Origin of the sequence: Variovorax sp. PBS-H4, from assembly GCF_901827205.1 — a bacterium.
GTDB lineage: Bacteria > Pseudomonadota > Gammaproteobacteria > Burkholderiales > Burkholderiaceae_C > Variovorax.
On the sequence record NZ_LR594675.1, the window covers coordinates 34543 to 60806 of the forward strand.

The 26264-nt window shown below is 67.0% G+C and carries 31 protein-coding genes; 19 read left to right on the forward strand and 12 right to left on the reverse strand.

What is annotated here, in order from left to right:
- Positions 1–175 precede the first annotated feature (175 nt).
- On the reverse strand, positions 176–370 hold the full coding sequence (locus E5CHR_RS00155) for a heavy-metal-associated domain-containing protein (RefSeq protein WP_162577808.1): 195 nt from the start codon (positions 368–370) through the stop codon (positions 176–178).
- A 206-nt stretch (positions 371–576) separates the two neighbouring features.
- Between E5CHR_RS00155 and E5CHR_RS00160 the strand changes: the two genes are divergently transcribed.
- Both E5CHR_RS00160 and E5CHR_RS00165 read left to right on the forward strand, forming a co-directional pair.
- On the forward strand, positions 577–1266 hold the full coding sequence (locus E5CHR_RS00160) for a response regulator transcription factor (protein WP_162577809.1): 690 nt from the start codon (positions 577–579) through the stop codon (positions 1264–1266).
- On the forward strand, positions 1263–2657 hold the full coding sequence (locus tag E5CHR_RS00165) for a sensor histidine kinase (protein ID WP_162577810.1): 1395 nt from the start codon (positions 1263–1265) through the stop codon (positions 2655–2657). Before E5CHR_RS00160 ends, E5CHR_RS00165 begins: the two co-directional genes overlap by 4 nt.
- Here E5CHR_RS00165 and E5CHR_RS00170 read toward each other — a convergent pair.
- Positions 2639–3742 (reverse strand): alkene reductase, encoded by a 1104-nt coding sequence (locus tag E5CHR_RS00170; RefSeq protein WP_162577811.1) that lies wholly within the window; start codon positions 3740–3742, stop codon positions 2639–2641. The genes E5CHR_RS00165 and E5CHR_RS00170 overlap by 19 nt on opposite strands.
- A 113-nt stretch (positions 3743–3855) precedes the next feature.
- Between E5CHR_RS00170 and E5CHR_RS00175 the strand changes: the two genes are divergently transcribed.
- Positions 3856–5070, forward strand: a complete 1215-nt coding sequence (locus tag E5CHR_RS00175) for a YbfB/YjiJ family MFS transporter (protein ID WP_162577812.1) — start codon at positions 3856–3858, stop codon at positions 5068–5070.
- Between the two features lie 12 nt (positions 5071–5082).
- Here the strand turns inward: E5CHR_RS00175 and gstA are convergent, their stop codons facing one another.
- Positions 5083–5691 carry a glutathione transferase GstA gene (gene gstA / locus E5CHR_RS00180; protein ID WP_162577813.1) on the reverse strand — a complete coding sequence of 203 codons (609 nt, stop codon included), beginning with the start codon at positions 5689–5691 and terminating at the stop codon, positions 5083–5085.
- 178 nt (positions 5692–5869) lie between these two features.
- On the opposite strand from gstA, the gene E5CHR_RS00185 reads away from it, so the two are divergent.
- The 9 genes from E5CHR_RS00185 to E5CHR_RS00225 all read left to right on the forward strand — a co-directional run bounded on the left by E5CHR_RS00185 (position 5870) and on the right by E5CHR_RS00225 (position 13792).
- On the forward strand, positions 5870–6055 hold the full coding sequence (locus E5CHR_RS00185) for a DUF1328 family protein (protein WP_162577814.1): 186 nt from the start codon (positions 5870–5872) through the stop codon (positions 6053–6055).
- 24 nt (positions 6056–6079) lie between these two features.
- Positions 6080–6994: a transglutaminase-like domain-containing protein gene (locus E5CHR_RS00190; RefSeq protein ID WP_162577815.1), complete on the forward strand. Its 915-nt coding sequence runs from the start codon at positions 6080–6082 to the stop codon at positions 6992–6994.
- Positions 6995–7144: 150 nt separating this feature from the next.
- Positions 7145–9094 (forward strand): tRNA uridine-5-carboxymethylaminomethyl(34) synthesis enzyme MnmG, encoded by a 1950-nt coding sequence (mnmG, locus tag E5CHR_RS00195; protein WP_162577816.1) that lies wholly within the window; start codon positions 7145–7147, stop codon positions 9092–9094.
- The gene (rsmG, locus tag E5CHR_RS00200) at positions 9091–9729 is read left to right on the forward strand and encodes a 16S rRNA (guanine(527)-N(7))-methyltransferase RsmG (protein ID WP_162577817.1); all 639 of its coding nucleotides are present in this window, start codon (positions 9091–9093) and stop codon (positions 9727–9729) included. The genes mnmG and rsmG overlap by 4 nt, the downstream gene beginning before the upstream one ends.
- Before the next feature lie 58 nt (positions 9730–9787).
- Positions 9788–10402, forward strand: a complete 615-nt coding sequence (locus E5CHR_RS00205; RefSeq protein WP_162577818.1) for a LysE family transporter — start codon at positions 9788–9790, stop codon at positions 10400–10402.
- A gap of 1 nt (position 10403) precedes the next feature.
- Complete coding sequence (locus E5CHR_RS00210) at positions 10404–11252, forward strand: ParA family protein (protein ID WP_162577819.1); 849 nt, start codon at positions 10404–10406, stop codon at positions 11250–11252.
- A gap of 31 nt (positions 11253–11283) precedes the next feature.
- Positions 11284–11826 carry an RBBP9/YdeN family alpha/beta hydrolase gene (locus E5CHR_RS00215; protein ID WP_162577820.1) on the forward strand — a complete coding sequence of 181 codons (543 nt, stop codon included), beginning with the start codon at positions 11284–11286 and terminating at the stop codon, positions 11824–11826.
- A gap of 5 nt (positions 11827–11831) precedes the next feature.
- Positions 11832–12773 carry a ParB/RepB/Spo0J family partition protein gene (locus E5CHR_RS00220; RefSeq protein WP_162577821.1) on the forward strand — a complete coding sequence of 314 codons (942 nt, stop codon included), beginning with the start codon at positions 11832–11834 and terminating at the stop codon, positions 12771–12773.
- 116 nt (positions 12774–12889) lie between these two features.
- Complete coding sequence (locus E5CHR_RS00225) at positions 12890–13792, forward strand: CsgG/HfaB family protein (protein WP_162577822.1); 903 nt, start codon at positions 12890–12892, stop codon at positions 13790–13792.
- 76 nt (positions 13793–13868) lie between these two features.
- On the opposite strand, the gene E5CHR_RS00230 is transcribed toward E5CHR_RS00225, so the two are convergent.
- A complete protein-coding gene (locus tag E5CHR_RS00230; protein WP_162577823.1) occupies positions 13869–15293 on the reverse strand; it encodes an FAD-binding oxidoreductase in 1425 nt (474 codons plus the stop codon).
- 59 nt (positions 15294–15352) lie between these two features.
- On the opposite strand from E5CHR_RS00230, the gene E5CHR_RS00235 reads away from it, so the two are divergent.
- The 3 genes from E5CHR_RS00235 (at position 15353) to E5CHR_RS00245 (ending at position 16841) form a co-directional block, all read left to right on the forward strand.
- The gene (locus E5CHR_RS00235) at positions 15353–15943 is read left to right on the forward strand and encodes a cob(I)yrinic acid a,c-diamide adenosyltransferase (RefSeq protein WP_162577824.1); all 591 of its coding nucleotides are present in this window, start codon (positions 15353–15355) and stop codon (positions 15941–15943) included.
- A 17-nt stretch (positions 15944–15960) separates the two neighbouring features.
- Positions 15961–16314 (forward strand): hypothetical protein, encoded by a 354-nt coding sequence (locus E5CHR_RS00240; RefSeq protein ID WP_162577825.1) that lies wholly within the window; start codon positions 15961–15963, stop codon positions 16312–16314.
- A gap of 143 nt (positions 16315–16457) precedes the next feature.
- Complete coding sequence (locus E5CHR_RS00245) at positions 16458–16841, forward strand: RcnB family protein (RefSeq protein ID WP_162577826.1); 384 nt, start codon at positions 16458–16460, stop codon at positions 16839–16841.
- 6 nt (positions 16842–16847) lie between these two features.
- Here the strand turns inward: E5CHR_RS00245 and E5CHR_RS00250 are convergent, their stop codons facing one another.
- Both E5CHR_RS00250 and phaP read right to left on the reverse strand, forming a co-directional pair.
- Positions 16848–17105 (reverse strand): hypothetical protein, encoded by a 258-nt coding sequence (locus E5CHR_RS00250; protein WP_162577827.1) that lies wholly within the window; start codon positions 17103–17105, stop codon positions 16848–16850.
- Positions 17106–17219: 114 nt separating this feature from the next.
- Positions 17220–17711, reverse strand: coding sequence for a TIGR01841 family phasin (gene phaP, locus E5CHR_RS00255; protein WP_162577828.1), 492 nt, complete (start codon positions 17709–17711; stop codon positions 17220–17222).
- 121 nt (positions 17712–17832) lie between these two features.
- Here phaP and E5CHR_RS00260 point away from each other — a divergent pair, with 121 nt between their 5' ends.
- On the forward strand, positions 17833–18435 hold the full coding sequence (locus E5CHR_RS00260) for a TetR/AcrR family transcriptional regulator (protein WP_162577829.1): 603 nt from the start codon (positions 17833–17835) through the stop codon (positions 18433–18435).
- Between the two features lie 200 nt (positions 18436–18635).
- Positions 18636–19556, forward strand: coding sequence for an alpha/beta hydrolase (locus E5CHR_RS00265; RefSeq protein ID WP_162577830.1), 921 nt, complete (start codon positions 18636–18638; stop codon positions 19554–19556).
- An 11-nt stretch (positions 19557–19567) separates the two neighbouring features.
- On the opposite strand, the gene minE is transcribed toward E5CHR_RS00265, so the two are convergent.
- From minE to minC, 3 genes are read right to left on the reverse strand one after another with little or no spacing between them, the layout of a single operon-like run.
- Positions 19568–19846 (reverse strand): cell division topological specificity factor MinE, encoded by a 279-nt coding sequence (gene minE / locus E5CHR_RS00270; protein WP_162572237.1) that lies wholly within the window; start codon positions 19844–19846, stop codon positions 19568–19570.
- 2 nt (positions 19847–19848) lie between these two features.
- On the reverse strand, positions 19849–20664 hold the full coding sequence (gene minD, locus E5CHR_RS00275) for a septum site-determining protein MinD (RefSeq protein ID WP_162572238.1): 816 nt from the start codon (positions 20662–20664) through the stop codon (positions 19849–19851).
- Positions 20665–20723: 59 nt separating this feature from the next.
- A complete protein-coding gene (gene minC, locus E5CHR_RS00280) occupies positions 20724–21479 on the reverse strand; it encodes a septum site-determining protein MinC (RefSeq protein ID WP_162577831.1) in 756 nt (251 codons plus the stop codon).
- A gap of 225 nt (positions 21480–21704) precedes the next feature.
- Here minC and E5CHR_RS00285 point away from each other — a divergent pair, with 225 nt between their 5' ends.
- Positions 21705–21974, forward strand: a complete 270-nt coding sequence (locus E5CHR_RS00285; RefSeq protein WP_162577832.1) for a hypothetical protein — start codon at positions 21705–21707, stop codon at positions 21972–21974.
- Positions 21975–22007: 33 nt separating this feature from the next.
- Here E5CHR_RS00285 and E5CHR_RS00290 read toward each other — a convergent pair whose 3' ends face one another.
- Complete coding sequence (locus E5CHR_RS00290; RefSeq protein ID WP_162577833.1) at positions 22008–23366, reverse strand: solute carrier family 23 protein; 1359 nt, start codon at positions 23364–23366, stop codon at positions 22008–22010.
- A 56-nt stretch (positions 23367–23422) separates the two neighbouring features.
- Positions 23423–23848: a hotdog fold thioesterase gene (locus E5CHR_RS00295; protein WP_162577834.1), complete on the reverse strand. Its 426-nt coding sequence runs from the start codon at positions 23846–23848 to the stop codon at positions 23423–23425.
- A 110-nt stretch (positions 23849–23958) separates the two neighbouring features.
- Between E5CHR_RS00295 and E5CHR_RS00300 the strand changes: the two genes are divergently transcribed.
- Positions 23959–25272, forward strand: coding sequence for an AsmA-like C-terminal region-containing protein (locus E5CHR_RS00300; RefSeq protein ID WP_162577835.1), 1314 nt, complete (start codon positions 23959–23961; stop codon positions 25270–25272).
- Between the two features lie 16 nt (positions 25273–25288).
- Here E5CHR_RS00300 and E5CHR_RS00305 read toward each other — a convergent pair whose 3' ends face one another.
- Positions 25289–26203, reverse strand: a complete 915-nt coding sequence (locus E5CHR_RS00305) for a LysR family transcriptional regulator (protein WP_162583491.1) — start codon at positions 26201–26203, stop codon at positions 25289–25291.
- Positions 26204–26264 lie beyond the last annotated feature (61 nt).

Sequence of the window (26264 nt, forward strand, 5' to 3'; positions counted from 1 at the left end):
GAACTTTCGGCGGTAGGCCGCTTCGCGGACCGACGGGGGAAGGAGACTCGTAAGCATGGGTGCTCTTTTGCCTTGTGTTGAATGCATTTGCAACGCGCATTTTGCACTTTGAAACAAAAGTATTCAACAGCAAATACTCGGCAACGCCCGCCGTCTGGCCCGCCACCGGCCGCCGCTATTCGACGCGGTAGCCAGCGTTCTCGATCGCCAGCACGATGTCCTGGCGGGGCTGCGTGCTCAGTACGTCGACGTGGCCGGTTTCGAGATCCACCGTGACTTGCGCCTTCGGATCGATTGCCTGCACGGCGTTCTGGACCGTGGTGACACAGTGATTGCAGCTCATGCCCGACACCTGGAATTTCTGGCTCATCGTTGCTCCTTGTTGGGGTTGAAGCGGAAGTTTCGACTTTGCCACGGTGTCAATGTCAAGTTCGCCTCCACCGCCTGTCTGTTGAACGGCAATGCCCATTTCTGGGAACCGAGGGCCGCGCCCGGCTGTCGTATCCTCGTGCGCGATTGCGCCGCCAGCCTGCCAGTGATCAGCCTCCTGGCTTTTGCCCTTTTTTTGTTTTATCCATGCGAATCCTCCTGATCGAAGACGATTCCGTGCTGCGCGGCGTGATGTTGCGCAGCTTCGGCGATGCCGGGCATCGCGTCGACGTGGCGGCCAATGCCGAGGACGCGGACCACCTGTGGCGGGTGCAGCTCTTCGATGCCGTACTCCTCGACCTCAGCCTTCCGGCCACCGCGAGCGCGACCAGCGGGCTCGGCAGCGGGTTGACGGTGTTGCGCCATGCGCGTGCACGCGGCGACCGCACGCCGGTGCTGGTGTTGACGGCCCGCGGACGGACCGAGGAGCGCATTGCCGGCCTGGATGCCGGCGCCGACGATTATCTTGGCAAGCCCTTCGATCTGGCCGAGGTGGAGGCGCGGCTGCGTGCGCTGGTGCGGCGGGCGCAGGGCACCGAGGACATCGCAACCTTGGGGCAGCTGAAGCTCGACCGCAAGGCGCGCCGCTTCGCCGTGGCCGGCGCGCCGCTGGACCTGCCGGCACGCGAATTCGAGGTGCTCTGGGAGCTGATGAGCCCGCCGGGACGCACCGTGAGCAAGCGCGCGCTGTCCGACAAGCTCTCCACCTTCGACGAGGCGCTGGGCGACAACGCGCTGGAGGCGTTCATCTCGAGGCTGCGCAAGAAGCTGACCGGCAGCGGCGCGGCCATTCGCACACTGCGGGGCATCGGCTATCTGCTGGAAACCGCGACGTGAGCGGAACGCCACGCCGTGCTGCGGCGGGCGCGCCTTCGCTGACCGCGCGCGTGCTGCGGCGCGTGCTGCTGCCGCTGGCATTGACTTGGCTCGCGGGCACGGCGCTGGCGGTCGCCGTGGCGAGCCATTTCACCGAGCAGGCTTTCGACCGCTCAATGCTCGACGACGCCTACGCGGTCTCGGCCAATGTCGAGGCAGGCGAGCGCGACATCCAGTTGCGGCTGACGCCGCGGGAGGTCTCGAGCGTCCTCTTCGATCAATCTGAAGTCATCTACTTCGCAGTGCTGCGGCAGGACGGCTCGCTTCTGGCGGGCCACCAGGGCCTGCGCGCACCGCCGCCGGCGGAGGGCGCCCGCTACCGGTTCTCCGACATCGTTCACCAGGGCCAGCCGCTGCGCGCGGTGGTGCTGGACCATGAGCCGCCGAACGCGTTCCGCGTGGTGATCGCGCAGACGACGCTGGCGCGCAGCGCGCTGGTAAAGCGCCTGCTGGCCTACGCGCTGGCGCCGCAGTTGCTCCTGCTGGCGCTGCTCGCCGTGTGGCTTTGGCGCGGCATCGAGGGCGAGCTGCGGCCGCTGGGCGCGCTGCGGCGGACGCTGGACCAGCGCGATGCACGCGACCTGGCGCCGGTGCCCGTGGCACGCAGCTCGCGCGAGCTGGAGCGCCTGGGCGAAACGCTCAACGCGCTGTTCGAGCGGCTCGGGCACAGCGTGCGCGCGCAGCGCGAATTCGCCGGCAACGTGGCGCACGAGCTGCGCACGCCCCTGGCGGGTATTCGCGCGCTGGCCGACTATGGACTGGCGCAGCAAGCCCCCGCCGTTTGGCGCGAGCAGCTGCGGCAGATCGCCGCGAGCCAGGCGCGCGCCAGCCGCCTGGTCGACCAGCTGCTCGGTCTGGCGCTGGCCGACGAAGGACGCACGGGCCTGCAGATCGAGCCGTTGCGACTCGACCTGCTGGTGGAACAGGCGGTGCTGCGCCACCTGGCGCGCGCCGATGCCCAGGGCGTGGACCTTGGCGCGCTGGGCCTGGAGGCGCCCGTGACAGTGCAGGCCAACGCCGCGCTGGTCGAAGGCATTCTCGACAACCTGATCGACAACGCACTGCGCTATGGGGGCCGCACCATCACCATTGCACTGGCCGGGCGCACGCTGGCGGTGATCGACGACGGGCCCGGCATTGCGCCCGAGCTGCAGCGTGCGCTGATGCAGCGCTGGGCCCAGGGCCCCGAAGGCGTGAAGCTGGGCCAGGGTGCCGGCCTCGGGCTGCCGATCGTGGCCCGCTATGCCGCGCTGCTGAACGCCGAATTGCGCTTCGAAAAGGCCGGCGACGCCGGCGGGCTGCGGGTCAGCGTGAACTTCGGCGCGCCAGCGGTTCAGGCGAGCGCCGGATAGTCGATGTAGCCCTCTTCGCCACCGCCATAGAAGGTGTTCTTGTCCCAGGGATTGAGCGGCGCGTCTTCGCGCAGCCGGCGCACCAGGTCAGGGTTGGAGATGAAGGGCTTGCCGAAGGCCACGAGGTCGTCGCCTTCCTTCAGGGCATTTTCCGCCAGCGGCTTGTCGTACCCGTTGTTCACCATCCAGGCCGCGCGGCCGCCGGCTTCGCGGTAGGCGGCCTTGAGGGCCTCGTAGTCGAACGGCCGGTCCTCCAGCTCGCGAGGCCCGCCGGTGGCGCCTTCGATGACGTGGATGTAGGCCAGGCCCAGCGGCGCGAGCTGTTTCACGACGTATTCGAAGAGGGGTTGCGGGTCCGCATCATGCACGTCGTTGGCGGGCGTGACCGGCGACAAGCGGATGCCGGTAATGCCGCCGCCCACCGCATCGACCACGGCCCTGGCCACCTCGAGCAGCAGGCGCGCCCGGTTCTCGATGCTGCCGCCGTAGTCGTCGCGGCGATGGTTGCTGTCGGTCTTGAGGAACTGATCGAGCAGGTAGCCGTTGGCGGCATGGATCTCCACGCCGTCGAAGCCGGCGGTCTTCACGGCGTTGCGGGCGGCTGCCGCATAGGCGTGGACGATGCCAGGAAGCTCGCTCGCCTCGAGCGCACGGGGCTCGGAGGTCTCGACGAAGGTGGGCACGCCGTTCTTGATCAGGACCGTCTTGGTCTTGGCCGCGATGGCCGACGGGGCGACTGGCTTGCCGCCGTCGGGTTGCAGCTCGTTGTGCGAGACCCGGCCGACGTGCCACAGCTGCACGACGATCTTGCCGCCCTCGGCATGGACGGCATCGGTGACGTGTTTCCAGGCCTCGAGCTGCTCCGTGCTGTAGAGACCGGGCACGTCGGCATAGCCTTGGCCCTGGTGGCTGATGGCGGTGGCCTCGGTGATCAGCAGACCGGCGCCGGCGCGTTGCGCATAGTAGGTGGCGGCAATGGGGGGCGGCACTGCATCGGGCGAGCGGTTGCGCGTGAGCGGTGCCATGACGATGCGGTTGGCCAGCTTCAGGTCGCCGGCCTGGATCGTATCGAAAAGGGAGGGCATCGATTCATCCTTTGTTGTGATGGGAATGACGCACGGTAATGCGATGCGCACGGCCGTGCTGCCGCGGGGTTGTCGCATTGCTGCTAGTGCAAGCCGCAGAATGGCCGTCCCAGATGACGACGCTTGCCACCACGCTCACGCCCGCCCGAGCCCTGCGCCTCGCGCTCGCGCTCTCTCTGGGAGCGGCGGTATCGCTGGGCATCACGCGCTTTTCCTACGGCTTGCTTTTGCCGCCGATGCGCGCCGACCTCGGCTGGAGCTACACACTGGCAGGCGGCATGAACACCGCCAACGCCGCCGGCTACCTGCTGGGCGCGCTGATGACGCCCGCCTTGATAAGACGCTACGGGCCGCTGCGGCTGCTGGTCGGCGGTGCGATGTGGGCCAGTCTCTTCATGGCGGCCAGCGGCTTCTTCACCTCTGCGCCGGCGCTGCTGGCGCAACGGCTGCTGGCCGGCCTCGCGAGCGCCTGGGTCTTCGTGGCTGGCGGACTGCTGGCCGCGCGCCTCGGCGCGCTGCAGCCCGAACGCGCAGGCCTGCTGCTGGGCCTCTACTACGGGGGCACGGGCTTCGGCATCACCCTGTCTGCGTTGCTGGTGCCGCCGGTGCTGCTGGCCGCGAACGCCCGGGCGCATGGCTGGGCCTGGGCTTGGTGGGCGCTGGCGCTGGCCTGCATGGCTGCGACGGCAGTGCTCGGCCTGGCGGTGCGCGCCATGCCGGCCGGCGCGTCCCCAAACGCTGCGACATCGCCGGCTGCCGCCGCTGCGCCTCGCAGCGGCGTGCATCGTCTGGGCTGGGCGCTTGCAGGCTACGCCATGTTCGGGATGGGCTACATCGGCTACATGACCTTCGTGATCGCGCTCCTGCGCGAGCAGGGGGCGAGTCCGGTGGGCGTCACGGTTTTTTATGCACTGCTCGGCGCGGCCTGCGTGGGGTCGGCTCGGCTCTGGGCCGGGCTGCTGGATCGTTCTCGGGGCGGCGGGCCGCAAGCCTTGCTCAACGCACTGCTGGGAGTGGCGACGCTGCTGCCGGTGCTCAGCACGGCGTGGCCGGTTGCGTTGCTGTCGGGTCTGCTGTTCGGTGCGGTCTTCCTGTCGGTCGTGGCCTCCACCACGGCGCTGGTGCGCCACAACCTGCCGGATGCGCAGTGGGCGGCCGGCATCAGCGTCTTCACCGTCGTCTTCGCGCTCGGGCAGATCGTGGGGCCGACGGTCACAGGCTGGATCTCCGACGGCATGGGCGGCCTGGGCCGCGGCCTCGTGGCCTCGGCCGCGGCGCTATGGATCGGCGCGGCGCTGGCGTGGCGTCAGCGGCCGCTCGGCCGCTGACGACATCGAGCCTTACTTGCCGAGGCCCTCGGCCTTGAGCGCTTCCTGCACGTGCGGCCGGGCGCCGACGCGCGCGTGCCAGGCCTGCACATTCGGGTAGGGCGAGAGGTCCATGCCGACCGGCTTGGCCCAGTTGGTGACGGTAAACAGATAGCCGTCGGCGACTGTGAAGTGTTCGCCCATGAGGTAGTTTTTGCCCTCGAGCTCGCGGTTCAGCCACTCGTAGCGAGACTCCAGCTTGCTCTTGAAGACGGCCTTCGCCTCGTCGGGCATGGCGGGGTTGAAGAAGGGCGAGTAGGTCTTGTGGATCTCGGTGCCGATGAAGGTCAGCCACTCCTGCAGCCGATAGCGCGACAGCGTGCCGGCGGCGGGCGCGAGGTTCTTGGTGGGGGCGAGATCGGCGATGTACTGCACGATGGCCGGGCCTTCCCGCAGGCGCGTGCCGTCGTCGAGCTCGAGCATCGGCACATAGCCGAGCGGGTTGATGCCGTAGTAGTCGGTGCCGTCCTTCAGCTTGTGGCTTTTGGTGCTGGCGAGCACGGCTTCGAACGCGATGCCGGCTTCACGCAGCGCGATGTGCGGCGAGAGTGAGCAGGCGCCCGGCGAGTAGTACAGCTTCATGCGAAAGACTCCTGATGAATGTTGGGAACGATTTCGAGTGAGCAGAGGATGCTAGCGGTTTCGCGCCGCGTTTTTGTCCTACGGTTCCACGGGTGGGCCGACTATCGGCAACGAAAGAAGCTTTTCCTATCTTCGAGTCGCTGCGGCCGGGGCCGCGATCTTGAAAAGGAGCTTCTCCATGTTGAAGTACGCCATCATCTTTGCCATCGTTGCGTTGATCGCGGGCGCGCTCGGCTTCGGCGGGATCGCCGCGGGCGCAGCCGGCATTGCCAAGCTGCTCTTCGGCCTGTTCCTGATCATGGCCGTGGTGTTCCTGGTCTTGGCCGCGCTGGGCATCGGCGCTGCGAAAAAAGCCTTGGACTGACGGACGCGGGGCCTAAGGAGGAACATGCATGCCTCGAACCTCGAAGCCGTGCTCGACTACGAGGTCGAGGCGCCTTCGCACCTGGTGTTCAACATCGAGGCAGCACGCTGCGGCGCGCAGGCCATCACCAGCGAGGAGCTGGTGATCGAGCCTGCGGTGCAGCGGGAGGCTTTCTGCGACGAGACCAGCGGCAACCGCTTCGTGCGCTTCGATGCGCCGCCCGGCCCCTTGAGGATTCGCTATCGGGCCCAGGTCCAGCGCTCCCACGTGCTGGTACCAACCGACCTCGCGGAGCTGCCGGTGAATCAGGTGCCGCATCAGTTCCTGCGCGACCTGATGCCCAGCCGCTACTGCGAGTCGGACCTGATGTCGCGTTGCGCGCAGCAGCTGTTCGGCGACCTGCCCCCGGGGATTGGGCGCGTGCAGGCGATCGCCGACTGGATCCACGACAGCATCACCTATGAGCCGGGAAGCAGCAGTTCGACCACGACCGCCCGCGAGGTGTTCGTCGAGCGCGCCGGCGTGTGCCGTGACTTCGCGCACCTGGGCATTACTTTCTGCCGCGCGCTCAACATCCCGGCGCGCCTGGTGGTCGGCTATGTCTGGTTCGATGAGCCGCCCCAGGACTTTCATGCGGTGTTCGAGGCTTGGTTGGGCGGGCAATGGGTGCTGTTCGACGCGACGCGCATGGCCCCGCCGGACCGCCTGGTGCGTGTCGGAACCGGGCGCGATGCCAAGGATGTGGCCTTTTGCACCTTCTTCGGGCCCGTCCGAATGACCGGCAAGGCACTGAGCGTGCACGAGGTGCAGGATCAGCGGCTCGTGGTGTCCCGCGCGCCTGCTCCGAGTGGGCAACTGGTGGGTATCGAGAAGCCGGTGCCGGTGATTTCGGCTTCGGCGACGCTGCTGCAGATGCCCGCGCCTGCACAGTTGCTATAAAAAAGATAGCAAACCGGGCATTGTATCAGCGCTCGGGCGTCCAAATAGTGGCCTGCGCCGCCTTGCCCCTGCGGGCCAGCGGGCACGCTCTGCGCGATTAAAATCGACGCCCCCTTCCCGCAAGCGCATGCGCAAGTGCGCCCTTTCCCAATGTTGTATCCCGAAGAATTCGACGTGATCGTCGTCGGCGGCGGCCATGCCGGCACCGAGGCCGCGCTGGCGTCCGCGCGCATGGGCGCCCGAACCCTGCTGCTCACGCACAACATCGAGACGCTCGGGCAGATGAGCTGCAACCCGTCGATCGGCGGCATCGGCAAGGGGCACTTGGTGAAAGAGGTCGATGCGCTCGGCGGCGCAATGGCCATCGCGACGGATGAGGCGGGCATCCAGTTCCGCATTCTCAACTCGAGCAAGGGGCCGGCTGTGCGGGCGACCCGCGCTCAGGCCGATCGAGTCCTTTACAAGGCGGCGATCCGGCGGCGGCTCGAGAACCAGCCGAATCTCTCGCTTTTCCAGCAGGCCGTCGACGACCTGATGATCGAAGGGGACCGGGTGGTCGGCGCAGTGACGCAGGTGGGCATCGCGTTTCGGGCCCGGGCCGTTGTGCTGACGGCCGGCACCTTTCTCGATGGCCGAATCCATGTCGGCCTCGACAACTACCAAGCCGGCCGAGCGGGAGACCCGCCTGCCGTCAGCCTCTCGGCGCGACTCAAGGAGTTGAAGCTGCCGCAAGGCCGGCTCAAGACCGGAACGCCGCCGCGGTTGGATGGCCGCAGCATCGACTTCTCCAAGTGCATCGAACAGCCGGGCGATGGCATGGCCGGTGGGGCGGGGCCGATGCCGGTCTTCAGCTTCATGGGCCGGACGGACATGCATCCGAAGCAGCTGCCGTGCTGGATCACCAACACGAATGCAAGTACGCACGAGATCATCCGCTCGGGTTTCGATCGCAGTCCGATGTTCACGGGCAAGATCGACGGCGTAGGGCCGCGCTATTGCCCCAGCGTGGAGGACAAGATCAACCGCTTTGCCGACAAGGAAAGCCACCAGATCTTCCTGGAGCCGGAGGGACTGACGACCAATGAGTACTACCCGAACGGTATCTCTACGAGCTTGCCCTTCGACATCCAGTACCAGCTGGTCCGCTCGATCGCCGGGCTGGAGAACGCGCACATCCTGCGACCCGGCTACGCTATCGAATATGACTACTTCGATCCGCGCGAGCTCAAGAGCAGCTTCGAGACGCGCGCCGTTCATGGGCTGTTCTTCGCCGGGCAGATCAACGGAACGACCGGCTATGAGGAGGCTGCAGCTCAGGGGCTCTTCGCCGGGGTGAACGCTGCGCTGCTATGTCGTGACGAGGCGGCATGGCTGCCGGGCCGGAACGAAGCGTACTTGGGCGTGTTGGTCGACGACCTCATCACCAAGGGCGTCACCGAACCCTATCGCATGTTCACAAGCCGTGCCGAGTTCCGCCTGCAACTGCGGGAGGACAACGCAGATGCGCGCCTGACCGAGGTCGGCCGCAAGCTGGGCTTGGTGGATGACGCCCGTTGGGACGCGTTCGCCCGGAAGCGCGATCTTGTTTCACGTGAAACAGAGCGCCTGCGGTCGATCTGGGTAAATCCGCGCAACTTGCCGGCGAGCGAGTCGGAACGCGTGCTGGGCAAGGCAATTGAACATGAGTACAACCTTGGAGACCTTCTTCGGCGTCCCGATGTCGACTATGCCGCGCTGATGTCACTGGACGGGGGCAAGTACGCTTCAACCGAGGTCTTGGGTGAACCCGAGATCGAGCAGATCGAGATCACTGCGAAGTACGCCGGCTACATCGATCGGCAGCACGACGAAGTCGAGCGCGCCGCCCATTTGGAACACCTCAAGCTCCCCGCGGATCTGGATTACGGCCAAGTCAAGGCGCTGAGCTTCGAGGTGCGCCAGAAGCTGGCCAAGCATCGGCCGGAGACCCTTGGCCTCGCATCGCGGATCTCTGGCGTGACGCCGGCCGCCATCTCGCTGTTGATGATCCATCTGCGTAAGGGCGGACACCGCGCGTTTTCGCCGGGCGCTGCGACCGAGTCTCAGCACGTTGGGAAATGAGCTCCGATCGCGAACTGCGTGCAGGCGCAGCAGCGCTCGGCCTGAACCTTGATGAGCGGCAGTGCGAACTGCTGCTGAGCTACGCGGCGTTGATCTTGAAGTGGAACAAGGTTTACAACTTGACCGCGTTGCGCGACCCCTCGAGCATCCTCACGCATCACCTGCTCGACAGCTTGACCGTCATTGAGCCTCTGGCTCGTGAGTGGCCGGGGAGGGCGGCGCTGCTCGATGTCGGCTCGGGGCCGGGTTTGCCGGGTGTCGTCATTGCGATCATGCGCCCAGACGTTAGCGTCACGTGCTTGGACGCAGTGGCAAAGAAGACAGCTTTCGTCCGCCAAGTGTCTGCGGAACTTGGCTTGCCCAACTTGCAGGGCTTGCACGCTCGCGTTGAATCACTGGCCGGAAGCTTCGAGCTGATCAGCTCCCGCGCCTTTGCCTCCTTGCCTAATTTCTTTGCGGGCTCCAAGCATCTGCTCGCGGATGGTGGCAAATGGCTGGCGATGAAAGGCAAGCTCCCGCAAGATGAGCTGGCCCAGCTATCCGCCGACGTTGATGTGTTTCACGTGGAACAAGTGCAAGTCCCCGGGCTGCAAGCCGACCGCTGCATCGTTTGGGCACGAAAACAGCCAGCCTGAGCGGCTCCGGTGCACTGTCCTCGCGTAGACTCGAAACCTCCCTTACCTAGGCAAACCCATGTTCGGCATCGCTGACTACGGCGCGTTCGTCGTCGCCATCATCATTTTTCTTGCGATCCCTGGGCCGGGCAACCTCGCCATCATCACGTCGACAGGGAAGGGTGGCATCCGGGGTGGGCTTGCGGCTACGTTTGGCGTGATTGCAGGCGACCAAGTCTTGATGTGGGCTGCCGTAGCCGGGGTTGCAGCCTTGCTGACCGCCTATCCACCTGCTTTCCGCGCGGTGCAATGGCTAGGTGCTGCCTACCTGGCTTGGTTGGGGTTTCGAATGCTGACCGCCAAGGCGGGAGCGGCGCCCGTGCTGAACATCCGGCCGCGCCAGTATTTTCGACAGGCGATGATGATCACACTGTTGAACCCGAAGGCGATCGTTTTCTATATGGCCTTCTTTCCGCTCTTCGTCGACCCCATCCGCCACCAGGGCTTGCTCACCTTCGGTGTCATGGCGCTCACCATCGCCGGCTTGACCTTTGCGTACTGCCTTGGCGCCACCCTGCTCACACATTTCCTGGCGGAGCGCCTTCGCGCCAACCCGCGAATCAAGACATCGCTCGAAAAGCTCGCCGGCATCTTCCTGATTGGCTTCGGCGTGAAGCTGGCGGCCTCTCAGTAGCATGGCGAAGATTTTCTGCATCGCAAATCAGAAGGGCGGCGTGGGCAAGACCACGACTGCCGTCAATCTCGCTGCGGGCTTGGCCAAAGTGGGGCAGCGAGTTCTGATGATCGACCTCGATCCTCAGGGGAACGCCACCATGGGCTCTGGCATCGACAAGCGCCGGTTGGAAACCACGGTTTATGACGTGCTGCTCGAATCGGCCTCCGTGGCCGAGACGCGTGTGAAATCCGAAAAGTGCGGCTACGACGTACTGGGCGCCAACAGAGAGCTGGCCGGCGCTGAAGTCGAGATGGTGACGCTCGACCGCCGCGAAAAGCGGCTGCGCACCGCGCTGGCGGCCGTCGGCGCGGAGTACGACTTCATCCTCATCGACTGCCCGCCCAGTCTGAGCTTGCTGACGCTCAACGGCCTTTGCTCCGCGCACGGCGTCATCGTGCCCATGCAATGCGAGTACTTTGCGTTGGAGGGCCTGACCGACCTGGTCAACACCATCAAGCAAGTGCACGCCAATCTCAACAAGAACCTGCAGATCATCGGGCTGCTGCGGGTCATGTTCGACCCCCGCATCACGCTTCAGCAGCAGGTCAGCGAGCAACTCAAGGCGCATTTCGGCGAAAAGGTGTTCGACACCGTGATTCCGCGCAACGTGCGGTTGGCAGAGGCACCCAGCTACGGCTTACCGGGCGTCATCTTCGACCCAGCAGCACGGGGCAGCCAGGCGTTTGTGGCGTTTGCGGAGGAACTCGTGCGCAAGATGCCACCCGCCAGCGCGTTCGCCAATGCCTCGCCCGCTCCTGTGCCCGTCGACGCCCCACCCGTCGCCGTGCAGGACCCGAGCGGCGTCTGAGCCACGCGGCTTTTCTGTCAAATTGCAGCAGATGCCCAAGACAGCCATCCTGTTGCTGCCCGGCTGGCAGAACAGCGACCCGCCTCACTGGCAAAGCCGTTGGGAAGCGGTCCATGGTGATCGGCGAGTCGAGCAGCACGAATGGATGCGGCCCCGGCGCGGCGATTGGTCGACCCGCCTCGAGGAAGAGGTGCTCGCCGCCACCGGTCCCGTGGCCTTGGTCGCGCACAGCCTGGGCTGCATTCTCGTAGCAGCCTGGGCGGCCCATTCGCGCAACACCCATAAGGTAAATGCTGCGTTCCTGGTCGCCCCTGGCGACCTGGAGCGCGACGACCTGCGTCAGATGATCCCCGGCTGGGCGCCGATCGTGCGTGAGGCCCTGCCTTTTCGGGCCCTGATGGTTGCCGCGAGTGACGATCCTTACTGCAGCGCCGAACGCTCCCGCGAGATGGCGTGCGACTGGGGCGCCCGCTACATCGACGCCGGCACCGGTGGCCACCTCAACGGCGATTCCGGTTTGGGCGATTGGCCCGAGGGACGCCAACTGCTGAACGAACTCCTGAAAGAAGAATGACCTCCATGGCCACCAAGAAACCCAAGGGCCTCGGGCGCGGACTCGAAGCCCTGCTCGGGCCGACCTTCACCGGCCCCGACACCTCGGCGAACGACGATGCCGCGCCGCTCAATCCGACCACCCTCAACCTGGACCAGATGGTGCCCGGCGTCTACCAGCCGCGCACGCGGATGGACGAGGGCGCGCTCTACGAACTGGCCGAAAGCATCAAGGCGCAGGGCATCATGCAGCCCATCCTGGTACGCCGCCTCGATGGCGATGCTGCGCGCGCGAAGAACGCCGAGTTCGAGATCATCGCGGGCGAAAGGCGCTTCCGTGCCGCCAAGCTGGCGGGACTGGACAGCGTCCCCGTGCTCGTGCGCGACGTGCCGAACGAGGCCGCGGCGGCCATGTCGCTGATCGAGAACATCCAGCGCGAAGACCTCAATCCGCTGGAAGAAGCTCAAGGCCTGCAACGCTTGGTCTCTGAGTTTGGGCTCACTCACGAGTCGGCTGCGCAGGCCGTCGGCAGGTCGCGCAGCGCCGCGAGCAATTTGCTGCGCCTGCTGAACCTGGCCGAACCTGCCCAGGCCATGCTGATGGCGGGCGACCTCGACATGGGCCACGCGCGCGCGCTCCTGTCGCTCGACAAGGGTACCCAGATCACCGCGGCCAACCAGATTGCCGCCAAGAAACTCTCCGTCCGCGAGACGGAGGCCCTGGTCAAGAAGCTGAGCGCCGAATTCAGCCTGCGCCCGCCGACCCGGCGCGGCGGTACGGACAAGTCCCGGGACCTGCAGCGCGTCGAAGAGGAGCTCGCCGACTTACTGGCGGCCGAGGTCGAGGTGCGCATCAAGAAGCGCAGCAAGCGTGGGGGGCGGGTGGAGCAGAGCGGCGAGCTCGCAATCCATTTCGGATCGCTCGAAGCCTTGAACGGCTTGATCGAGCGAATCCGCCAAACGGCCTAATTGAAAGTTGGGAAGTCCTAGCTTCTGGACAGTTGTCCGGAGGCTTCTTTCCGCCTATGCTCTGCCCGTTACTTTTTCTAACCAATAACCTGAAAGTACTCCGAGGGGTCCCGACCATGAATTTCGCCCGTCTTTCGCTCGTCACCGTCGCCGTGGGCGCGTTTCTCCTGGCCGGCTGCCAGACCACGGACATGCAGATGGGCAGCCAGAGCGCGAAGACGGTGGCTACCGGCAGCGCCGCCGGCACTGCATCGGCCAACACGAGCAGCGCGCTCGAGCGCTGCCCATCACCGCTCGGTACCGTTTCGCTGATCGAGAACCAGTCGGCCGGTTGGTACACCATTCTGCGCAACGAATACCGCCTGCCGCCGACCGCGAACCTGCTGCGCCTGCTGGTCCAGCAATCCAACTGCTTCGTGGTGGTGGAGCGCGGCGCGGCCGGAATGAATGCGATGTCGCGCGAGCGTGACTTGATGGCGTCGGGCGAAATGCGCCAGGGCAGCAATTTCGGCCGCGGGCAGATGGTGGCTTCGGACTACGGCTTGTCGCCAGAGATCGTCTTCAGCAACAACAATGCCGGCGGCGTGGGCGGCTCCTTGGGGGGCCTCGTGGGCGGGCGCTACAGCGGCGTGCTGGCAGCGGTGGGCGGCAACCTGCAGACCAAGGAGGCCAGCGCGCTGCTGACCTTGATCGACAACCGTTCGGGCGTGCAGGTCGCGGCCTCGGAGGGCAGCGCCTCGAAGACAGACTTTGGTGCCTTCGGTTCGGTCTTCGGCAGTGGCGGTGCGGGCGGCCTGGGCGGCTACACGAACACGGCACAGGGCAAGGTGATCAGCGCCGCATTCATGGACGCCTTCAACCAGATGGTCGTTTCGCTGCGCAACTACAAGGCACAGACGGTGCAGGGCCAGGGCCTGGGTGGCGGCGGACGCCTGGGTGTGGACGGCGGCGTGGCGCCGTCCCAGACCTCGGCACCGGCCGAGCGTGCGCCCGCCCGGGCGCCGGCGCGTCGCAAGTAGTTCGCGAGCGAGCACCGAGCTCGCTCGAGGTACAGGAAGCGCCCGGCCTCCTCGAAAGGGCGGGCGTTTCCGCGCATCAAAGAGTGAAGATCTTCCCCGGATTCATGATGTTCTTGGGGTCGAGTGCGCGCTTGATGGTCCGCATCATGTCGATGGCGCCAACCCCGGCCTCATTCACCAGGAACTCCATCTTGTGCAGCCCGACGCCGTGCTCGCCGGTGCAGGTGCCTTCGAGCGCCAGCGCGCGGGAGACCAATGCGTGGTTGAGGTTCTCTGCGGTCACGCGCTCCTCGGGTGCGTTCGGGTCGAGCAGATAGCCAAAATGAAAATTGCCGTCGCCCACGTGGCCGACGAGAAAGTACGGGATGCCGCTCGCGTCGGCTTCGGCGACGGATTCGAGCAGGCAGTCGGCGAGTCGCGAAATCGGCACACAGGTGTCGGTCGAGATCACGCGGCAGCCGGGGCGTGACTGCACTGCCGCGAAGTAGCTGTTGTGCCGCGCGGTCCAAAGCCGCGTGCGCTCCTCCGGCGTACTGGCCCATTCAAAGGCCTTGCCCCCATGGCCGCTGGCCAATTCCTGCACTGTCTCCGCCTGCTCCTTGACGCCGGCCGGTGAGCCGTGGAACTCCATCAGCAGCATCGGCTCCTCGCGCAGCGCCAGCTTGGCGTACGCGTTCACCATGCGTACCGTGTTCACGTCGATCAGTTCCACGCGCGCGATGGGCACGCCGAGCTGGATGATCTCGATGGTGGTGCGCACCGCGGCCTCGATGCTCGGGAAGGAGCAGATGGCTGCCGACACGGCCTCCGGCAGCGGGTAGAGGCGCAGGGTGATTTCCGTCACCACGCCCAGCGTGCCCTCGCTGCCGACGAAGAGGCGCGTGAGGTCGTAGCCGGCAGACGACTTCTTCGCGCGGGTGCCGGTGCGGATCACCTCGCCGGCGGCGGTGACCACTTCGAGCGCGAGCACGTTCTCGCGCATGGTGCCGTAGCGCACCGCGTTCGTGCCGCTCGCTCGCGTGGCGGTCATGCCGCCGATCGAGGCATCGGCACCGGGATCGATGGGGAAGAACAGGCCCGTGCTCTTGATCTCCTCGTTGAGCTGCTTGCGCGTGACGCCGGGCTCCACGGTCACCGTGAGATCGTCGGCGTTGACCGAGAGTACGCGGTTCATGCGGCTCACGTCGATGCTGATGCCGCCCTGCACCGCGAGCAGGTGGCCTTCGAGCGAGGAGCCGACGCCGAAGGGAATCACCGGCACGCTGTGCGCGCTGGCGAGCTTCACCGCGTCGGCCACGTCCTGCGAGGTCTCGGCAAAGACCACGGCAGCCGGCGGCGGCGCATCGAAGGAGGACTCGTCGCGCCCATGCTGCGTGCGAACCGCCAGGGCGGTAGAGCACTGCCCACCGAAGCGCTCCTTCAGCGCCTGGAGCAATGCGTCCGGTACGTCGCGCAGCGCAATGGAAGGAGTGAGATGGGCGAGGGCGGTGGGCGCGTTCATCGGCGAGTCTCCAGAGGGGGCTACCATTCTACGAACCAGCCACCCTCGAAGACACCGACATGGGAAACCGACTCACGCAGATCGCCACGCGCACCGGCGACGACGGCACCACCGGCCTCGGCGACAACACGCGCGTTCCCAAGGACCACCTGCGCGTACACGCGATGGGCGACGTCGACGAACTCAACTCGCACGTCGGCCTGCTGCTGTGCGAGCCGATGCCGGCCGCGCTGCGCGAGCTGCTGGTCGACGTGCAGCACCAGCTCTTCAACCTCGGTGGCGAACTGTCGATGCCGGGTTTCACGCTGCTGAAGGCCGATGCGCTGCTGCAACTCGACAATGCCCTCGCCGAACACAATGCCGCGCTGCCTCGGCTGGCCGAGTTCATTCTGCCGGCGGGCACTCGCGCCGCCGCGCAGGCGCACGTGTGCCGCACCGTCGCGCGGCGTGCGGAGCGAGCAGTCGTGGCCCTTGGCGCCGAGGTGGAACTCAACGAGGCGCCGCGGCAGTACCTGAATCGCCTGAGCGACCTGCTCTTCGTGCTCGCGCGCGTGCTCAATCGCGTGGACGGCGGCGACGACGTGTACTGGAAGAGCGAGCGGATGGCGCGTGCCGCCGTTGGCGACGGCGATGGCGAATCAAAGACCTGATCCACGGAGACCGATACATGCCCATCAAGCCTCTCTCGTGCGCGTGCGCCGCAGCGCTCGCCGCCTGGCTCGCATTCCCGACGTTGGCGTGCGCGCAGAACGCCAACGATCCGCCCGCCGCCCAACGCGCGCACACGCTCAAGCCGCCGCCGAAGAACGGCAAGGTCCTGGGCGGTATCCAGCGCGGCTCTGATGCCGCGGGCCGCGGCATCGACCACGCCGACTCGGCCACGCGCCGGGGCATCGGCAATGCCTCCGAGCGTGCCAGCCGGCCCATTCGCAACTTCGGTGAATCGCTGGGCCGCAAGCTGCCCGGTGGGCACGGCAGCGGCGCGCAACCGGCCGTCGGGCCGCAGGGCAACGCGCCCTGAACAGGACCTGGGGCCGAACCTCCGGCCCGTACCCGCGCTTACCCGCGCTTACACCCTTCATGGCCGCCACACCGGTGGCGCGCGGCGGCGATACATGGGCTTTTCATACTGCACCCATGTTCCAACGCACTGAAGGAGTTGCAATGAGCAGCAGGCGCATCAAGACCCGGACCAGCATCGTCGCAGCCGTGCTGGCGCTCGGCATGGCTGGTAGCGCGATGGCGCGCGACGATGGCTACGGTCATCGCGACCGCCGTGACGACGATGGGCCGCGCCACTCGCAACGGTTCGATCGCGACCACGACCGCAGCGGCCATTGGGATGCAAGGGACAACGACCATCGCGGCTGGCGTCGCGGCGGCTACCTGCCTCCGACCTACCGCAGCCCTTACAGTGAGGTCGGTGACTGGCGCGCCCGGCGCCTGCAGGCACCGCCCAGCGGCTACCACTGGGTGAGCGCGAACGGCGACCTGGTGCTGGCGGCGATCGCGACCGGGTTGATCGCCAAGATCATCGCGTCGCACTGAGCCGGGTCAGGCGGCCGCTGCGACCGTCTGGGCACACACGTTGTGCCCGGTGATCGTGAGGCGCAGCCCACCCCCATGCCATTCGAGCCAATTGAGAGCGACGTAGGCCTCGATGTCTGCATCGGCGATCTGGTCAGCCTGACGCTGCTTCAAGAGGTTGACCGTGGCCGGCAGGGCCTGCCGCAGCCTTTCCCTCGCCGTGGCCTGGTCTGCCGCCGCGGGGGAAAGGTTGCGCGTGGGAAGAGAAGTCGATGCCTTGGCCAAAATCGCTCCGATCGCAGACGAAAGAGACCAATGTACGCTTCCTGAGAGCACCGTCGCGGACCTTTTTGGCAAAATCCGCCGCCGGGTGTGCGCTGCCGGCAGCGACAACGCGGCCTACTTGCGCGGCGTCTTCAGCAGCTTGCTGACTTCCTCCACGTTGTCGCGAATGCGCTGGCTCACGATGTCGAAGGCCTCTGCCTGCGACTTGGCCGCCAGCTCCGACAGCTCCCTGATGTCGTCGAGCGCCTGCTTGAACGCCGCCTTGCCCATGGCATCGAGCTTGGCAAGGTTCTCGCGAGGCTCGGCGGGCGACATGCCCTTGACCGTCCCCTGCCACTCGACGATCGAGTTCTTCAGCATCTCGGTCTGGCGCGCCACCACGGCCTGCAACCCTTGATAGGACTTCTGGTTCGCCTCCATCAGGGCCTGCAGATCCTTGCGTCCGCTCTCGACGATGGTGCCGGCGGCGCCTGCCAGCGGCAGATTCTGCAAGCGCTCGGCCATCCCCTTGAGCGGCTTGATGAAAGCGTCCTGCACGTCGTCGGCGGCGGTCGGCCCCGCCTTGCCGGCGCTGGATGTGCTGCGCGTCTTGCTGCTGGTTGCCATGCTTGTCTCCGGGTTATGTTGGAGCCGCCACGATACGCCCACACCCCGGCCGAATGGAAGCAGCAAACACCCCCAATTCCTTCGGTTTTGCTATTTCGCACGCAGGTGCTAAATTACGATCATGGATGCCAAGACCCAGAAGAGCGAGCTGACCCGCACTGCCATCGTCGGCGCGGCGATGGATCTCGCCTCGGCGGAGGGCCTGGACGCCATCACTCTGCAGGCCGTGGCCACGCGGCTGGGCCTGTCCAAGAGCGGCGTGTTCTCGCGGGTGGGTTCTCGCGAGGCGCTGCAGAAGGCGGTGATCGAGGAATTCGGCCGCCGCTTCCTGGCCGACGTTTTCGTGCCCGCGATGCAGAAGCCCAAGGGTATCGCGCGGCTCGACGAGATCGTCTCGCGCTGGATCGTGCGCACCCGTGACGTCGAGACCGAGACCGGCTGCATCTACACCGCCGGCGCCTTCGAGTTCGACGACCGCGAGGGCGAGTTGCGCGACCTGCTGGTGGAGGAGGTCACGCGCTGGCGCGCCGCCTTGCGCCGCACCGTCCAGCAGGCCGTGGATTCGGGCGACCTGCGTGCCGATACGGACCCTGCGCAGCTCGTCAGCGAGATCAACGGATTGATCATGTCCCTGCTGCACGACGCGCGCTTCCTGCGCGACACGCGGGCTGCAGACCGCGCCCAGCTCACCTGGCGCCGGCTGGTTGCCAGTTACGGGGCGTGAGTTCCATGCCGGCCCCCGACTTCCTCATTCGTTCGTTCAAATTTCGCACAGTCGTGCGATAAAGGAAAAAGCATGCTGATCGCTCTTTTGTTCCTGGGTGCCTGCCTGCTGGGCGCCGGCCTCCGTACGGTGCTCGACATCGTTCGCAGTCTGCCGAAGAGCAATGACGACTGGGTCTGGTACTGAAACCGGAGCGCACGATGCCGACCGACACACCCGCTACCTCCAACCCTGCCGCCGCCGCGGCCGCGGCCTCCAGCTATTACGGCGCCAGCCTTTTTATGCGCGCCCTGCGTGTGGCCCTGGCCACACTGCAGCGCGCCTGGCCCGCGCTCGGCGTACGCGCCGCGTACCGCCTCTTCGGCACCCCGCTGCCGCTCAAGTGGCTCAACCGCCGCCATGCACCTGGCGCCGGATGGCAACGCGAGGCGTGGGCTTTCGAGAACGCGAGCCTCGGCGTTTACACGCCCCAGGCCGCCTCGCCCGAGGCGCCGCGCGTGCTGCTGGTGCACGGCTGGGGCGGACACGCAGGCCAGATGCTGCCACTGGCGCAAGCGCTGATCGCCCTCGGCACGACCCCGTTGCTGCTGGAGATGCCGGCCCATGGCCGCAGCCCGGGCACGGCCAGCAACCTGCCGCAATTCGTCCGGGCCATCGACTACGTTGCGGCCCGGCTCGCGCTCGAGGGCACGGCGCTGAAGGCCATCGCGGCGCACTCGCTGGGCGCGAACGCATTGGCCTACGCGGCCAGCCGAGGCCTGCGCGCGGAACGGCTGGTCCTGCTGGCGCCGCCTGCGTCGCCGCATGCCTTCACCCGCTATTTCGCCCATGTGTTCGGCCTCAGCGAGCGCACGCGCGCCGCCATGCAGCACCGGATCGAGGCACGCGAAGGCATCCTGATGCCGCTGCTGGAGCCTGCTGCCGTGGGCCCGCGCATCGCACAGCCCACGCTCGTGGTGCATGACCGCGACGACCGCGTCAATCGGTTCGCCGACGGCGTGGCCTACCGCGATGCCATCGCCAATGCACGGCTCGTCGCCACGCAGGCGCTCGGACACCGGCGCATCCTGCGCGAGCCGTCGGTGCTGCAGCAGGTCGCCGCCTTCATCTCGAAGGCTTGATTCAGAAGCGCTTAGCGCGCGGCCAGCGCAGTCCCGTCCGGCAGCTCGATCTTGACCTCGAGCACCTCGAGGTCGTCCTGCTTCTCCAGGTGGACCTTGATGTCCTCGGCCTTGATCGACACGTATTTCGAGATCACCGCGATCAGCTCGCGCTGCAGCTCGGGCAGATAGTCGGGCCGCCGCTTGCCGCTCAGGCTGCTGCGCTCGTGCGCGAGGATGATCTGCAGGCGCTCCTTCGCGACGCTCGCCGTCTTCTTCTTTTCGCCCAGCAGGAACGAGAAAAAGGACATGCTCACCTCCCCCCGAAGAAGCGCTTGAAGAAGCTGGGCTTCTCGGCCTCGACGAAGCGCATCGGCCTGTCTTCGCCGAGGAAGCGCGCCACCACGTCGCTGTAGGCCTGGGCGACCTCGGTCTCCTTGTCGTGGATTGCCGGAATGCCCTGGTTCGAAGCCTGCAGCACGCTCTCCGATTCGGGGATCACGCCGATCAGCTTGATGCGCAGGATGTCCTGGATGTCCTCCAGCGACAGCATCTGCCCTCCGGCCACCCGGTTGGGGTTGTAGCGCGTGATCAGCAGATGCTCCTTGATCGGCTCGCCGCCTTCCTTGGCCCGCTTCGTCTTGGAGCCGAGCATGCCCAGGATGCGATCGGAATCGCGCACCGAGGAGACCTCGGGATTGGTCACGATCAGCGCCTCGTCGGCGAAGTGCATCGCCATCAGCGCGCCGGTCTCGATGCCCGCAGGCGAGTCGCACACGATGTAGTCGAAGCCCTGCTCGCTCAACTCGTTGAGGATTTTTTCGACGCCCTCCTGCTTGAGCGCGTCCTTGTCGCGTGTCTGCGAGGCGGCCAGCACGAAGAGGTTGTCGCACTGCTTGTCCTTGATCAGCGCCTGGCTCAGGTTGGCCTCGCCCTGGATCACGTTGATCAGGTCGTAGACCACGCGCCGCTCGCAGCCCATGATCAGGTCCAGGTTGCGCAGGCCGACGTCGAAGTCGATCACGGCCGTCTTCTTGCCCGCCAGCGCGAGCCCCGATGCAAAGCTCGCGCTCGTGGTCGTCTTGCCGACGCCGCCCTTGCCCGAGGTCACCACCACAATCTTGGCCATTCGAATCCTTCTCTTCTGTTTCGTTTGTTCAGGTGCGCGCATGCGCGCGGATGGGCGCTTCATTCGATGGCGCTCATCACGATCTTCTTTCCGTCCAGCGAGATCTGCGTCGCCTTGCCCGCGACCTCCGCAGGCAGCGCGACCTCCGCGGTGCGGTAGATGCCCGCGATCGCGACCAGCTGCGCTTCCATGCAGGTGGTGAAGATGCGCGCCTCGGTATTGCCGCGAGCGCCCGCGATCGCCTTGCCCCGCAGCGGCGCGTAGACGTGCACGTTGCCGTCTGCGATCACCTCGGCGCCGAAGCTGACCACGGCGGTCACCACCACGTCACCGCCGCGCGCGTACACCTGCTGGCCCGAACGCAGCGGCTTGTCGATGACCAGCGTGCCATTGGCGGGCACCGGCACCTCGCGCACGATCTGGGGCTGGGGTGCCTCAGCCGGCGGCGGCGCCGGCCGAGGCGTCGGTGAAGGCGGAACCGGCATCACCGTCACCGACAGGCCGGCCGCGCGCGCGGCCGCATTCTGCGCATCGCTCCCGCCGCGCACCGCCACCGGCTGCGTCTGGTGGCGCGCCAGCAGCGCGCGCAGCGCAGGGAAATCGAGACTCGCCGCCGCATCGCTCTGCTCCAGCTGGGACAGATCTATCACGACCGGCTCCTGGTCGAAGAAATCGGGGGAATCGGCGAGCTGGGCGTCCAGCGCCTCGGCCAGCACGCCCAGGTCCGCGGTCTTGAGGATCACGGCGATCAGCGGAAGCGTCGCGCTCTTGAATTCGAAAACCGCTCGGGTGCGCGCGGCGGATGCATCTGCCATGGAAAACGTGGGTGCGAAAAGCGTTGGAGTCTAACGGGGAGTGGCGGGCAACCCGCCGATGCTTCCCGGAAAGATCACGGCGCACAACACTTCTTGCACTGGGTTTCACATTGATTCACCCAAGCAACACCGGCAAGAAGGCGCGCTTGACTCCTACAAACACCCAAGCCGTCTTTTCTCAGACTCACGCGCTTCGGCCCACGCAGGGCTGCTCATCGCTACGCCATGGAACCCATCCTCGACATTCGCTCAGTGCGGCCGGACCTCTACACCTACAGCCTCGGCGCTGCGCCGGCCGCCGAGCTCCAGTGCGGCGACTTCTTCGAAACGGCCGAGCGCTGCCTGCTCGATGCCGGGCAAGGCCTGCATCGCTATTTCGACCAGGTCCAGATTCGCTTCGCCGGGCTCGCGCTGGGCAGCTGCACTGTCGCGCGCATGCTGGAAGATCCGCTGGGCCTGTTTCAGGAGCTCGTGGGAAGCACCCTGCCGGTTTGACCGAAGGGCGCCCGTAGACGCTGAAGGACGGGCTCAGGCGGGACGCGAGCGGTTCAACAGGGCGTACAACAGAATCGCACCGAAGGTCGCGGTGCCGATGCCGCCCAATGCGAACTGACCGAACTTGAGCGTGAAGTCGCCGGTGCCCAGGATCAGCGTGATGGCCGCGACGATCAAATTCCGGTTCTGCGAGAAGTCCACCCGGTTGTCGACCCAGATCTTGGCGCCCGCGACCGCGATCAGGCCGAAGACCACGATGCTCACGCCGCCCATCACCGGCAACGGAATGGCCTGGATCAATGCGCCGAACTTGGGGCTGAAGCCCAGCAGCAGCGCGATCAGCGCCGCCACCACGAAGATCGCCGTGGAATAGATCTTGGTGGCCGCCATCACGCCGATGTTCTCGGCATAGGTGGTGACACCGGTGCCGCCGGCCGCGCCGCTCACCATCGTCGCGATGCCGTCGCCGATGAAGGCGCGCCCCAGGTACGGATTGAGATCGCGCCCCGTCATCGCGCTCACCGCCTTGATGTGGCCCAGGTTCTCGGCCACGAGGATCACAGCAACCGGCGCGATCAGCAGCATGGCGTTCGCCTCGAACACCGGCGCCGCGAACGTCGGCAGGCCGAACCAGGGTGCCGCCGCCAGCGGGCCGAAATCGATCGGCTTGCCCAGGCCCAGCCCGTTGGTGAGCACGGCGTAGATCAGGCTGGCCGCAATCAGTCCCATGAGGATCAGCAGGCGTTGCACCATGCCGCGCGCGTAGACCGCGATCAAGCCCACGCACAGGAAGGTCAGCGCCTGCATCCAGGTGTCGAAGCCGGTCGGCGCCATGTTCTTGATCGGGACGCTCGCCAGGTTGAGCCCGATCACCGCCACCACCGCGCCGGTCACCACCGGCGGCATCAGCCGCTCGATCCAGTGCACCGCGACGTCGTGCTCGATCTCCTCCACCTCGACGCCCCGGATCGGCGCCGACTTGTGGTGCCGCTCGTTGGTGAACGCGACCAGCACCCCGATCAGCACGTAGACCGCGCCGCAGGCGATGATCCCGCCCAGTGCCACGCCGAGGTTGGCGTTCGGCCCCTGGCCGGCGTAGCCGGTGGCCGCGATCACCACCCCGATGAAAGCGAAGCTGGACCCCAGGTAGCTCGGCACCCGGCCGCCGGTGACCAGGAAGAAGATCAGCGTGCCGACGCCGCTCATCAGGATCGCGATGTTCGGGTTGAAGCCCATGAGGATCGGCGCGAGCACGGTCGCGCCGAACATCGCGATCACGTGCTGCACCCCCATCGCGGCCGTCTGCGGCCAGGGCAGTCGCTCGTCGGGCGCCACCACGGCCGTGTTGCCGGCACCCACCTCGCGCCAGCGGGGAAAGTAGGAATCGCTCATGTCTTTGCTCCTCGGTCGTTGTTCTTCGGCCGCCCGGCGGCAGCGCTCGCGTGTCCTCAGTTCTGCGGGATCAGCACCGCCATCGTCAGCCGCGAGACGCAGGTCAGCTCGCCCGCATCGTTGGTCAGGTCGATCTGCCAGACCTGCGTGCTGCGGCCGCGATGCACCGGACGCGCCACGCCCGTGACCCACCCCGAGGTCGTGGCCCTGATGTGGTTGGCGTTGATGTCCAGCCCTACGGCACGGTGGCCTTCCGGCGCCGAGTAGTGCGCGCCGCAGGAGCCCAGCGTCTCCGCGAGCACCACCGACACCCCGCCGTGCAGGATGCCGTAGGGCTGGCGCGTGCGCCCGTCGACCGGCACGCGGCCGCGGATGAAGTCCGGACCGATCTCGAGGAACTCCACGCCCAGCGTTGCGACGGCCGTGTTCTCGTGGCTGCGGGTCAACTCCTCGATCGAGATCTCTTTCTTCCAGATGGCCATTCGCTTGCTCCGATTCGGTTGGTCGTGCCAAAACTATAGCGACTGGTCCTGACACGGCCACGAGCCAAAGGCCGATGCGCCCGGCGGGCGATGCATCTAAGCTCGGCGCCATGAAGCTGACGCGTGCCCGGCGATGGGTCATCGGCTCGGTGATCACGCTGCTCCTGCTGCTGGGCGGCGGGGCATGGATCGCGTGGCGGCTGCTGCCGAGCGACGAGCAACTCGCGGCCCGCGTCAGCGAGAGCTTCGAGCGCGCGAGCGGCATCGGCCTGCGCGTAGGCGGTGCGAGCTGGTCGCTGCGCCCCGCGCCGGTCGTGGTGCTGCGCGACCTGGCCACCGACCAGTCGCGGCCGATCACCGTGCGCCGCGTGGTCCTCCGGCCGCGGCTCGCGGCGCTGTTGCGGCACACCATCGCGATCGAGGCGGTCGACGTCGAAGGCGCCGTGCTCCCGCGGGCCTCGGTGCGCGCCTTCCGGGGGCGCTGGAAAACCGATGAACTCTCCGGCGCCATGCCCTGGATCCCGGCCGACACGCCGATCGAGCGGCTTCGGCTGAACGACGTCGTGTGGATCAATCGCCAGGACATTGCCCTCGCCTATGACGCCGACGTGCGCTTCGATCCCGGCTGGCGTCCGCGTGAGGCGGAACTGCAGCGCCCCGGCGTCTCGCCCACCACTCGCCTGCACCTTGCGCGAGAAGGCAACGAAGACCGCTGGCGCGTGGAGATCGATGCCGGCGGCGGCACGTGGAACGGCGAGGCCGAGCTGCACACCTCTGAACAGGGCCACCTGCGCCTCACCGCGCAGCTGGAACCCCGGGGCGTCGATGTGGGCGAACTCGTGGGCGCCTTCCGCCGCCATCAGGCCGTCCAGGGCCGCTTCAACGGCCGCACCGAAGTGCGCAGCGAGGGCGACGATGTCGGCGAGTTGATGCGACACCTGAACACCCGCACCCGCTTCGTCATGCGGCCCGCGACGATCAAGGGCTTCGACCTGTCGAAGGTGGTCGGCGCACCCAACGCCGCGCGCGGCGGCCAGACGGTGCTCGACGAGCTCACCGGCACCGTCGAGACGCAGACCACCGAAGACGGCATCCTGCTGCGCTACATCGGACTGAAGGCCCGCTCCGGCGTGCTCAGCGCCAGCGGAAGCGCCAGCGTCCTCAACCGCCGCCTCGACGGGGAAATGGCGATCGACCTGGTCGACGGCATGGTGGGCGTGCCGCTCAAGCTGGCCGGCACGCTCGACAACCCCCAGGTGTCGATGACCGGCGGCGCGCTCGCCGGTGCCGCGGTGGGGACGGCCGTGCTCCCCGGCGTGGGCACCGCCATCGGCGCGCGTGTCGGGCAGCAGGTGGAAAAGCTCTTCGGCGGCGACGACGAGAACAAGCCGCCGCGGCGCCCGGCGCCCTCCAAGGCGCGTTGAGCCGGCGCCCCCTCCATCACGCGGGCCTGAACCCCGGCAGTGCATGCATGCGCTGCTTCAAGGCCTCGATGAAAGCCGTCACCCGCGCCGGCCGGTACAGCCCCGGCGGCAGCGCCACGTGGATGCCGATCGGCTCCAGCCACCAGCGCGGCAGCACCCGCTTGAGCCGGCCGGCCTGGATGTCCGCATGGCACATCCAGGGCGCGGCTGCGCCGATGCCGGCGCCGTTGAGGATCGCGCGGTAGCTCGACAGCAGGCTGTCGGTCTTGATGGGCGTGTCCAGCCGCACCATGCGCGAGCGGCCCGAGCTGTCGAGCAGGCGCACGCTGCCTTCCACATAAGGCACCAGGCCCACGCAGGGCAGCATGGGCAGCCGCGCGAGGGTGACCGGGCCGGTGCGCTTGAGCAGGCCCGGCGTGGCGATCAGCACGCGCTCCATCGCGCCGAGGTGGCGGCTCACCAGCCCGGGATCGCGTACCTCGCCCACGCACACCCAGCATTCCGCGCCCGAGGCCGCGAGGTCGACCACGCGATCGGTCAAAGTCAGTTCGATCCGCAGTCCGGGGTGCGCGGCCCGCAGGTCCGTCACGGCGTCCGTCAGGAAGCCGGTGCCGTAGCCCGAAGGTCCGATCACGCGCAAGGTCCCCTCCGGCCGGCTCTGGCCGCCCGAGAGCCGGTGCGACAGGCCCGACCACCGATCGGTCAGGTCGTGCGCCTCGGCCAACAGCGAACGGCCTTCGTCGGTCAGCGAGAAGCTCGCGGTCGTGCGCAGCGCCAGCTTGCAGCCCAGCAGCCGCTCCAGCTCCAGCAGCCGCCGGCTGACCGTCGGCTGCGTGGTGTCGAGCAACCGCGCCGCCTTGCTGAGCGACCCGCTCTCGCCGATGCGGATGAAGGTGGCAAGCAGGTCCAGGCGGTCGTGGGTGTACTTCATGCGCATGACGTATAGCACTTCATCGCTCGATACGTCTACCCGCCGGGGCGCTCTGTTCGTA

Coding starts and splice junctions, on each gene's coding strand:
- E5CHR_RS00155 (WP_162577808.1), bottom strand. CDS start 370: ATGAGCCAGAAATTCCAGGTGTCGGGCATGAGCTGCAATCACTGTGTC.
- E5CHR_RS00160 (WP_162577809.1), top strand. CDS start 577: ATGCGAATCCTCCTGATCGAAGACGATTCCGTGCTGCGCGGCGTGATG.
- E5CHR_RS00170 (WP_162577811.1), bottom strand. CDS start 3,742: ATGCCCTCCCTTTTCGATACGATCCAGGCCGGCGACCTGAAGCTGGCC.
- E5CHR_RS00175 (WP_162577812.1), top strand. CDS start 3,856: ATGACGACGCTTGCCACCACGCTCACGCCCGCCCGAGCCCTGCGCCTC.
- gstA (WP_162577813.1), bottom strand. CDS start 5,691: ATGAAGCTGTACTACTCGCCGGGCGCCTGCTCACTCTCGCCGCACATC.
- E5CHR_RS00185 (WP_162577814.1), top strand. CDS start 5,870: ATGTTGAAGTACGCCATCATCTTTGCCATCGTTGCGTTGATCGCGGGC.
- E5CHR_RS00190 (WP_162577815.1), top strand. CDS start 6,080: ATGCATGCCTCGAACCTCGAAGCCGTGCTCGACTACGAGGTCGAGGCG.
- mnmG (WP_162577816.1), top strand. CDS start 7,145: ATGTTGTATCCCGAAGAATTCGACGTGATCGTCGTCGGCGGCGGCCAT.
- rsmG (WP_162577817.1), top strand. CDS start 9,091: ATGAGCTCCGATCGCGAACTGCGTGCAGGCGCAGCAGCGCTCGGCCTG.
- E5CHR_RS00205 (WP_162577818.1), top strand. CDS start 9,788: ATGTTCGGCATCGCTGACTACGGCGCGTTCGTCGTCGCCATCATCATT.
- E5CHR_RS00210 (WP_162577819.1), top strand. CDS start 10,404: ATGGCGAAGATTTTCTGCATCGCAAATCAGAAGGGCGGCGTGGGCAAG.
- E5CHR_RS00215 (WP_162577820.1), top strand. CDS start 11,284: ATGCCCAAGACAGCCATCCTGTTGCTGCCCGGCTGGCAGAACAGCGAC.
- E5CHR_RS00220 (WP_162577821.1), top strand. CDS start 11,832: ATGGCCACCAAGAAACCCAAGGGCCTCGGGCGCGGACTCGAAGCCCTG.
- E5CHR_RS00225 (WP_162577822.1), top strand. CDS start 12,890: ATGAATTTCGCCCGTCTTTCGCTCGTCACCGTCGCCGTGGGCGCGTTT.
- E5CHR_RS00230 (WP_162577823.1), bottom strand. CDS start 15,293: ATGAACGCGCCCACCGCCCTCGCCCATCTCACTCCTTCCATTGCGCTG.
- E5CHR_RS00235 (WP_162577824.1), top strand. CDS start 15,353: ATGGGAAACCGACTCACGCAGATCGCCACGCGCACCGGCGACGACGGC.
- E5CHR_RS00240 (WP_162577825.1), top strand. CDS start 15,961: ATGCCCATCAAGCCTCTCTCGTGCGCGTGCGCCGCAGCGCTCGCCGCC.
- E5CHR_RS00245 (WP_162577826.1), top strand. CDS start 16,458: ATGAGCAGCAGGCGCATCAAGACCCGGACCAGCATCGTCGCAGCCGTG.
- phaP (WP_162577828.1), bottom strand. CDS start 17,711: ATGGCAACCAGCAGCAAGACGCGCAGCACATCCAGCGCCGGCAAGGCG.
- E5CHR_RS00260 (WP_162577829.1), top strand. CDS start 17,833: ATGGATGCCAAGACCCAGAAGAGCGAGCTGACCCGCACTGCCATCGTC.
- E5CHR_RS00265 (WP_162577830.1), top strand. CDS start 18,636: ATGCCGACCGACACACCCGCTACCTCCAACCCTGCCGCCGCCGCGGCC.
- minE (WP_162572237.1), bottom strand. CDS start 19,846: ATGTCCTTTTTCTCGTTCCTGCTGGGCGAAAAGAAGAAGACGGCGAGC.
- minD (WP_162572238.1), bottom strand. CDS start 20,664: ATGGCCAAGATTGTGGTGGTGACCTCGGGCAAGGGCGGCGTCGGCAAG.
- minC (WP_162577831.1), bottom strand. CDS start 21,479: ATGGCAGATGCATCCGCCGCGCGCACCCGAGCGGTTTTCGAATTCAAG.
- E5CHR_RS00285 (WP_162577832.1), top strand. CDS start 21,705: ATGGAACCCATCCTCGACATTCGCTCAGTGCGGCCGGACCTCTACACC.
- E5CHR_RS00290 (WP_162577833.1), bottom strand. CDS start 23,366: ATGAGCGATTCCTACTTTCCCCGCTGGCGCGAGGTGGGTGCCGGCAAC.
- E5CHR_RS00295 (WP_162577834.1), bottom strand. CDS start 23,848: ATGGCCATCTGGAAGAAAGAGATCTCGATCGAGGAGTTGACCCGCAGC.
- E5CHR_RS00300 (WP_162577835.1), top strand. CDS start 23,959: ATGAAGCTGACGCGTGCCCGGCGATGGGTCATCGGCTCGGTGATCACG.
- E5CHR_RS00305 (WP_162583491.1), bottom strand. CDS start 26,203: ATGAAGTACACCCACGACCGCCTGGACCTGCTTGCCACCTTCATCCGC.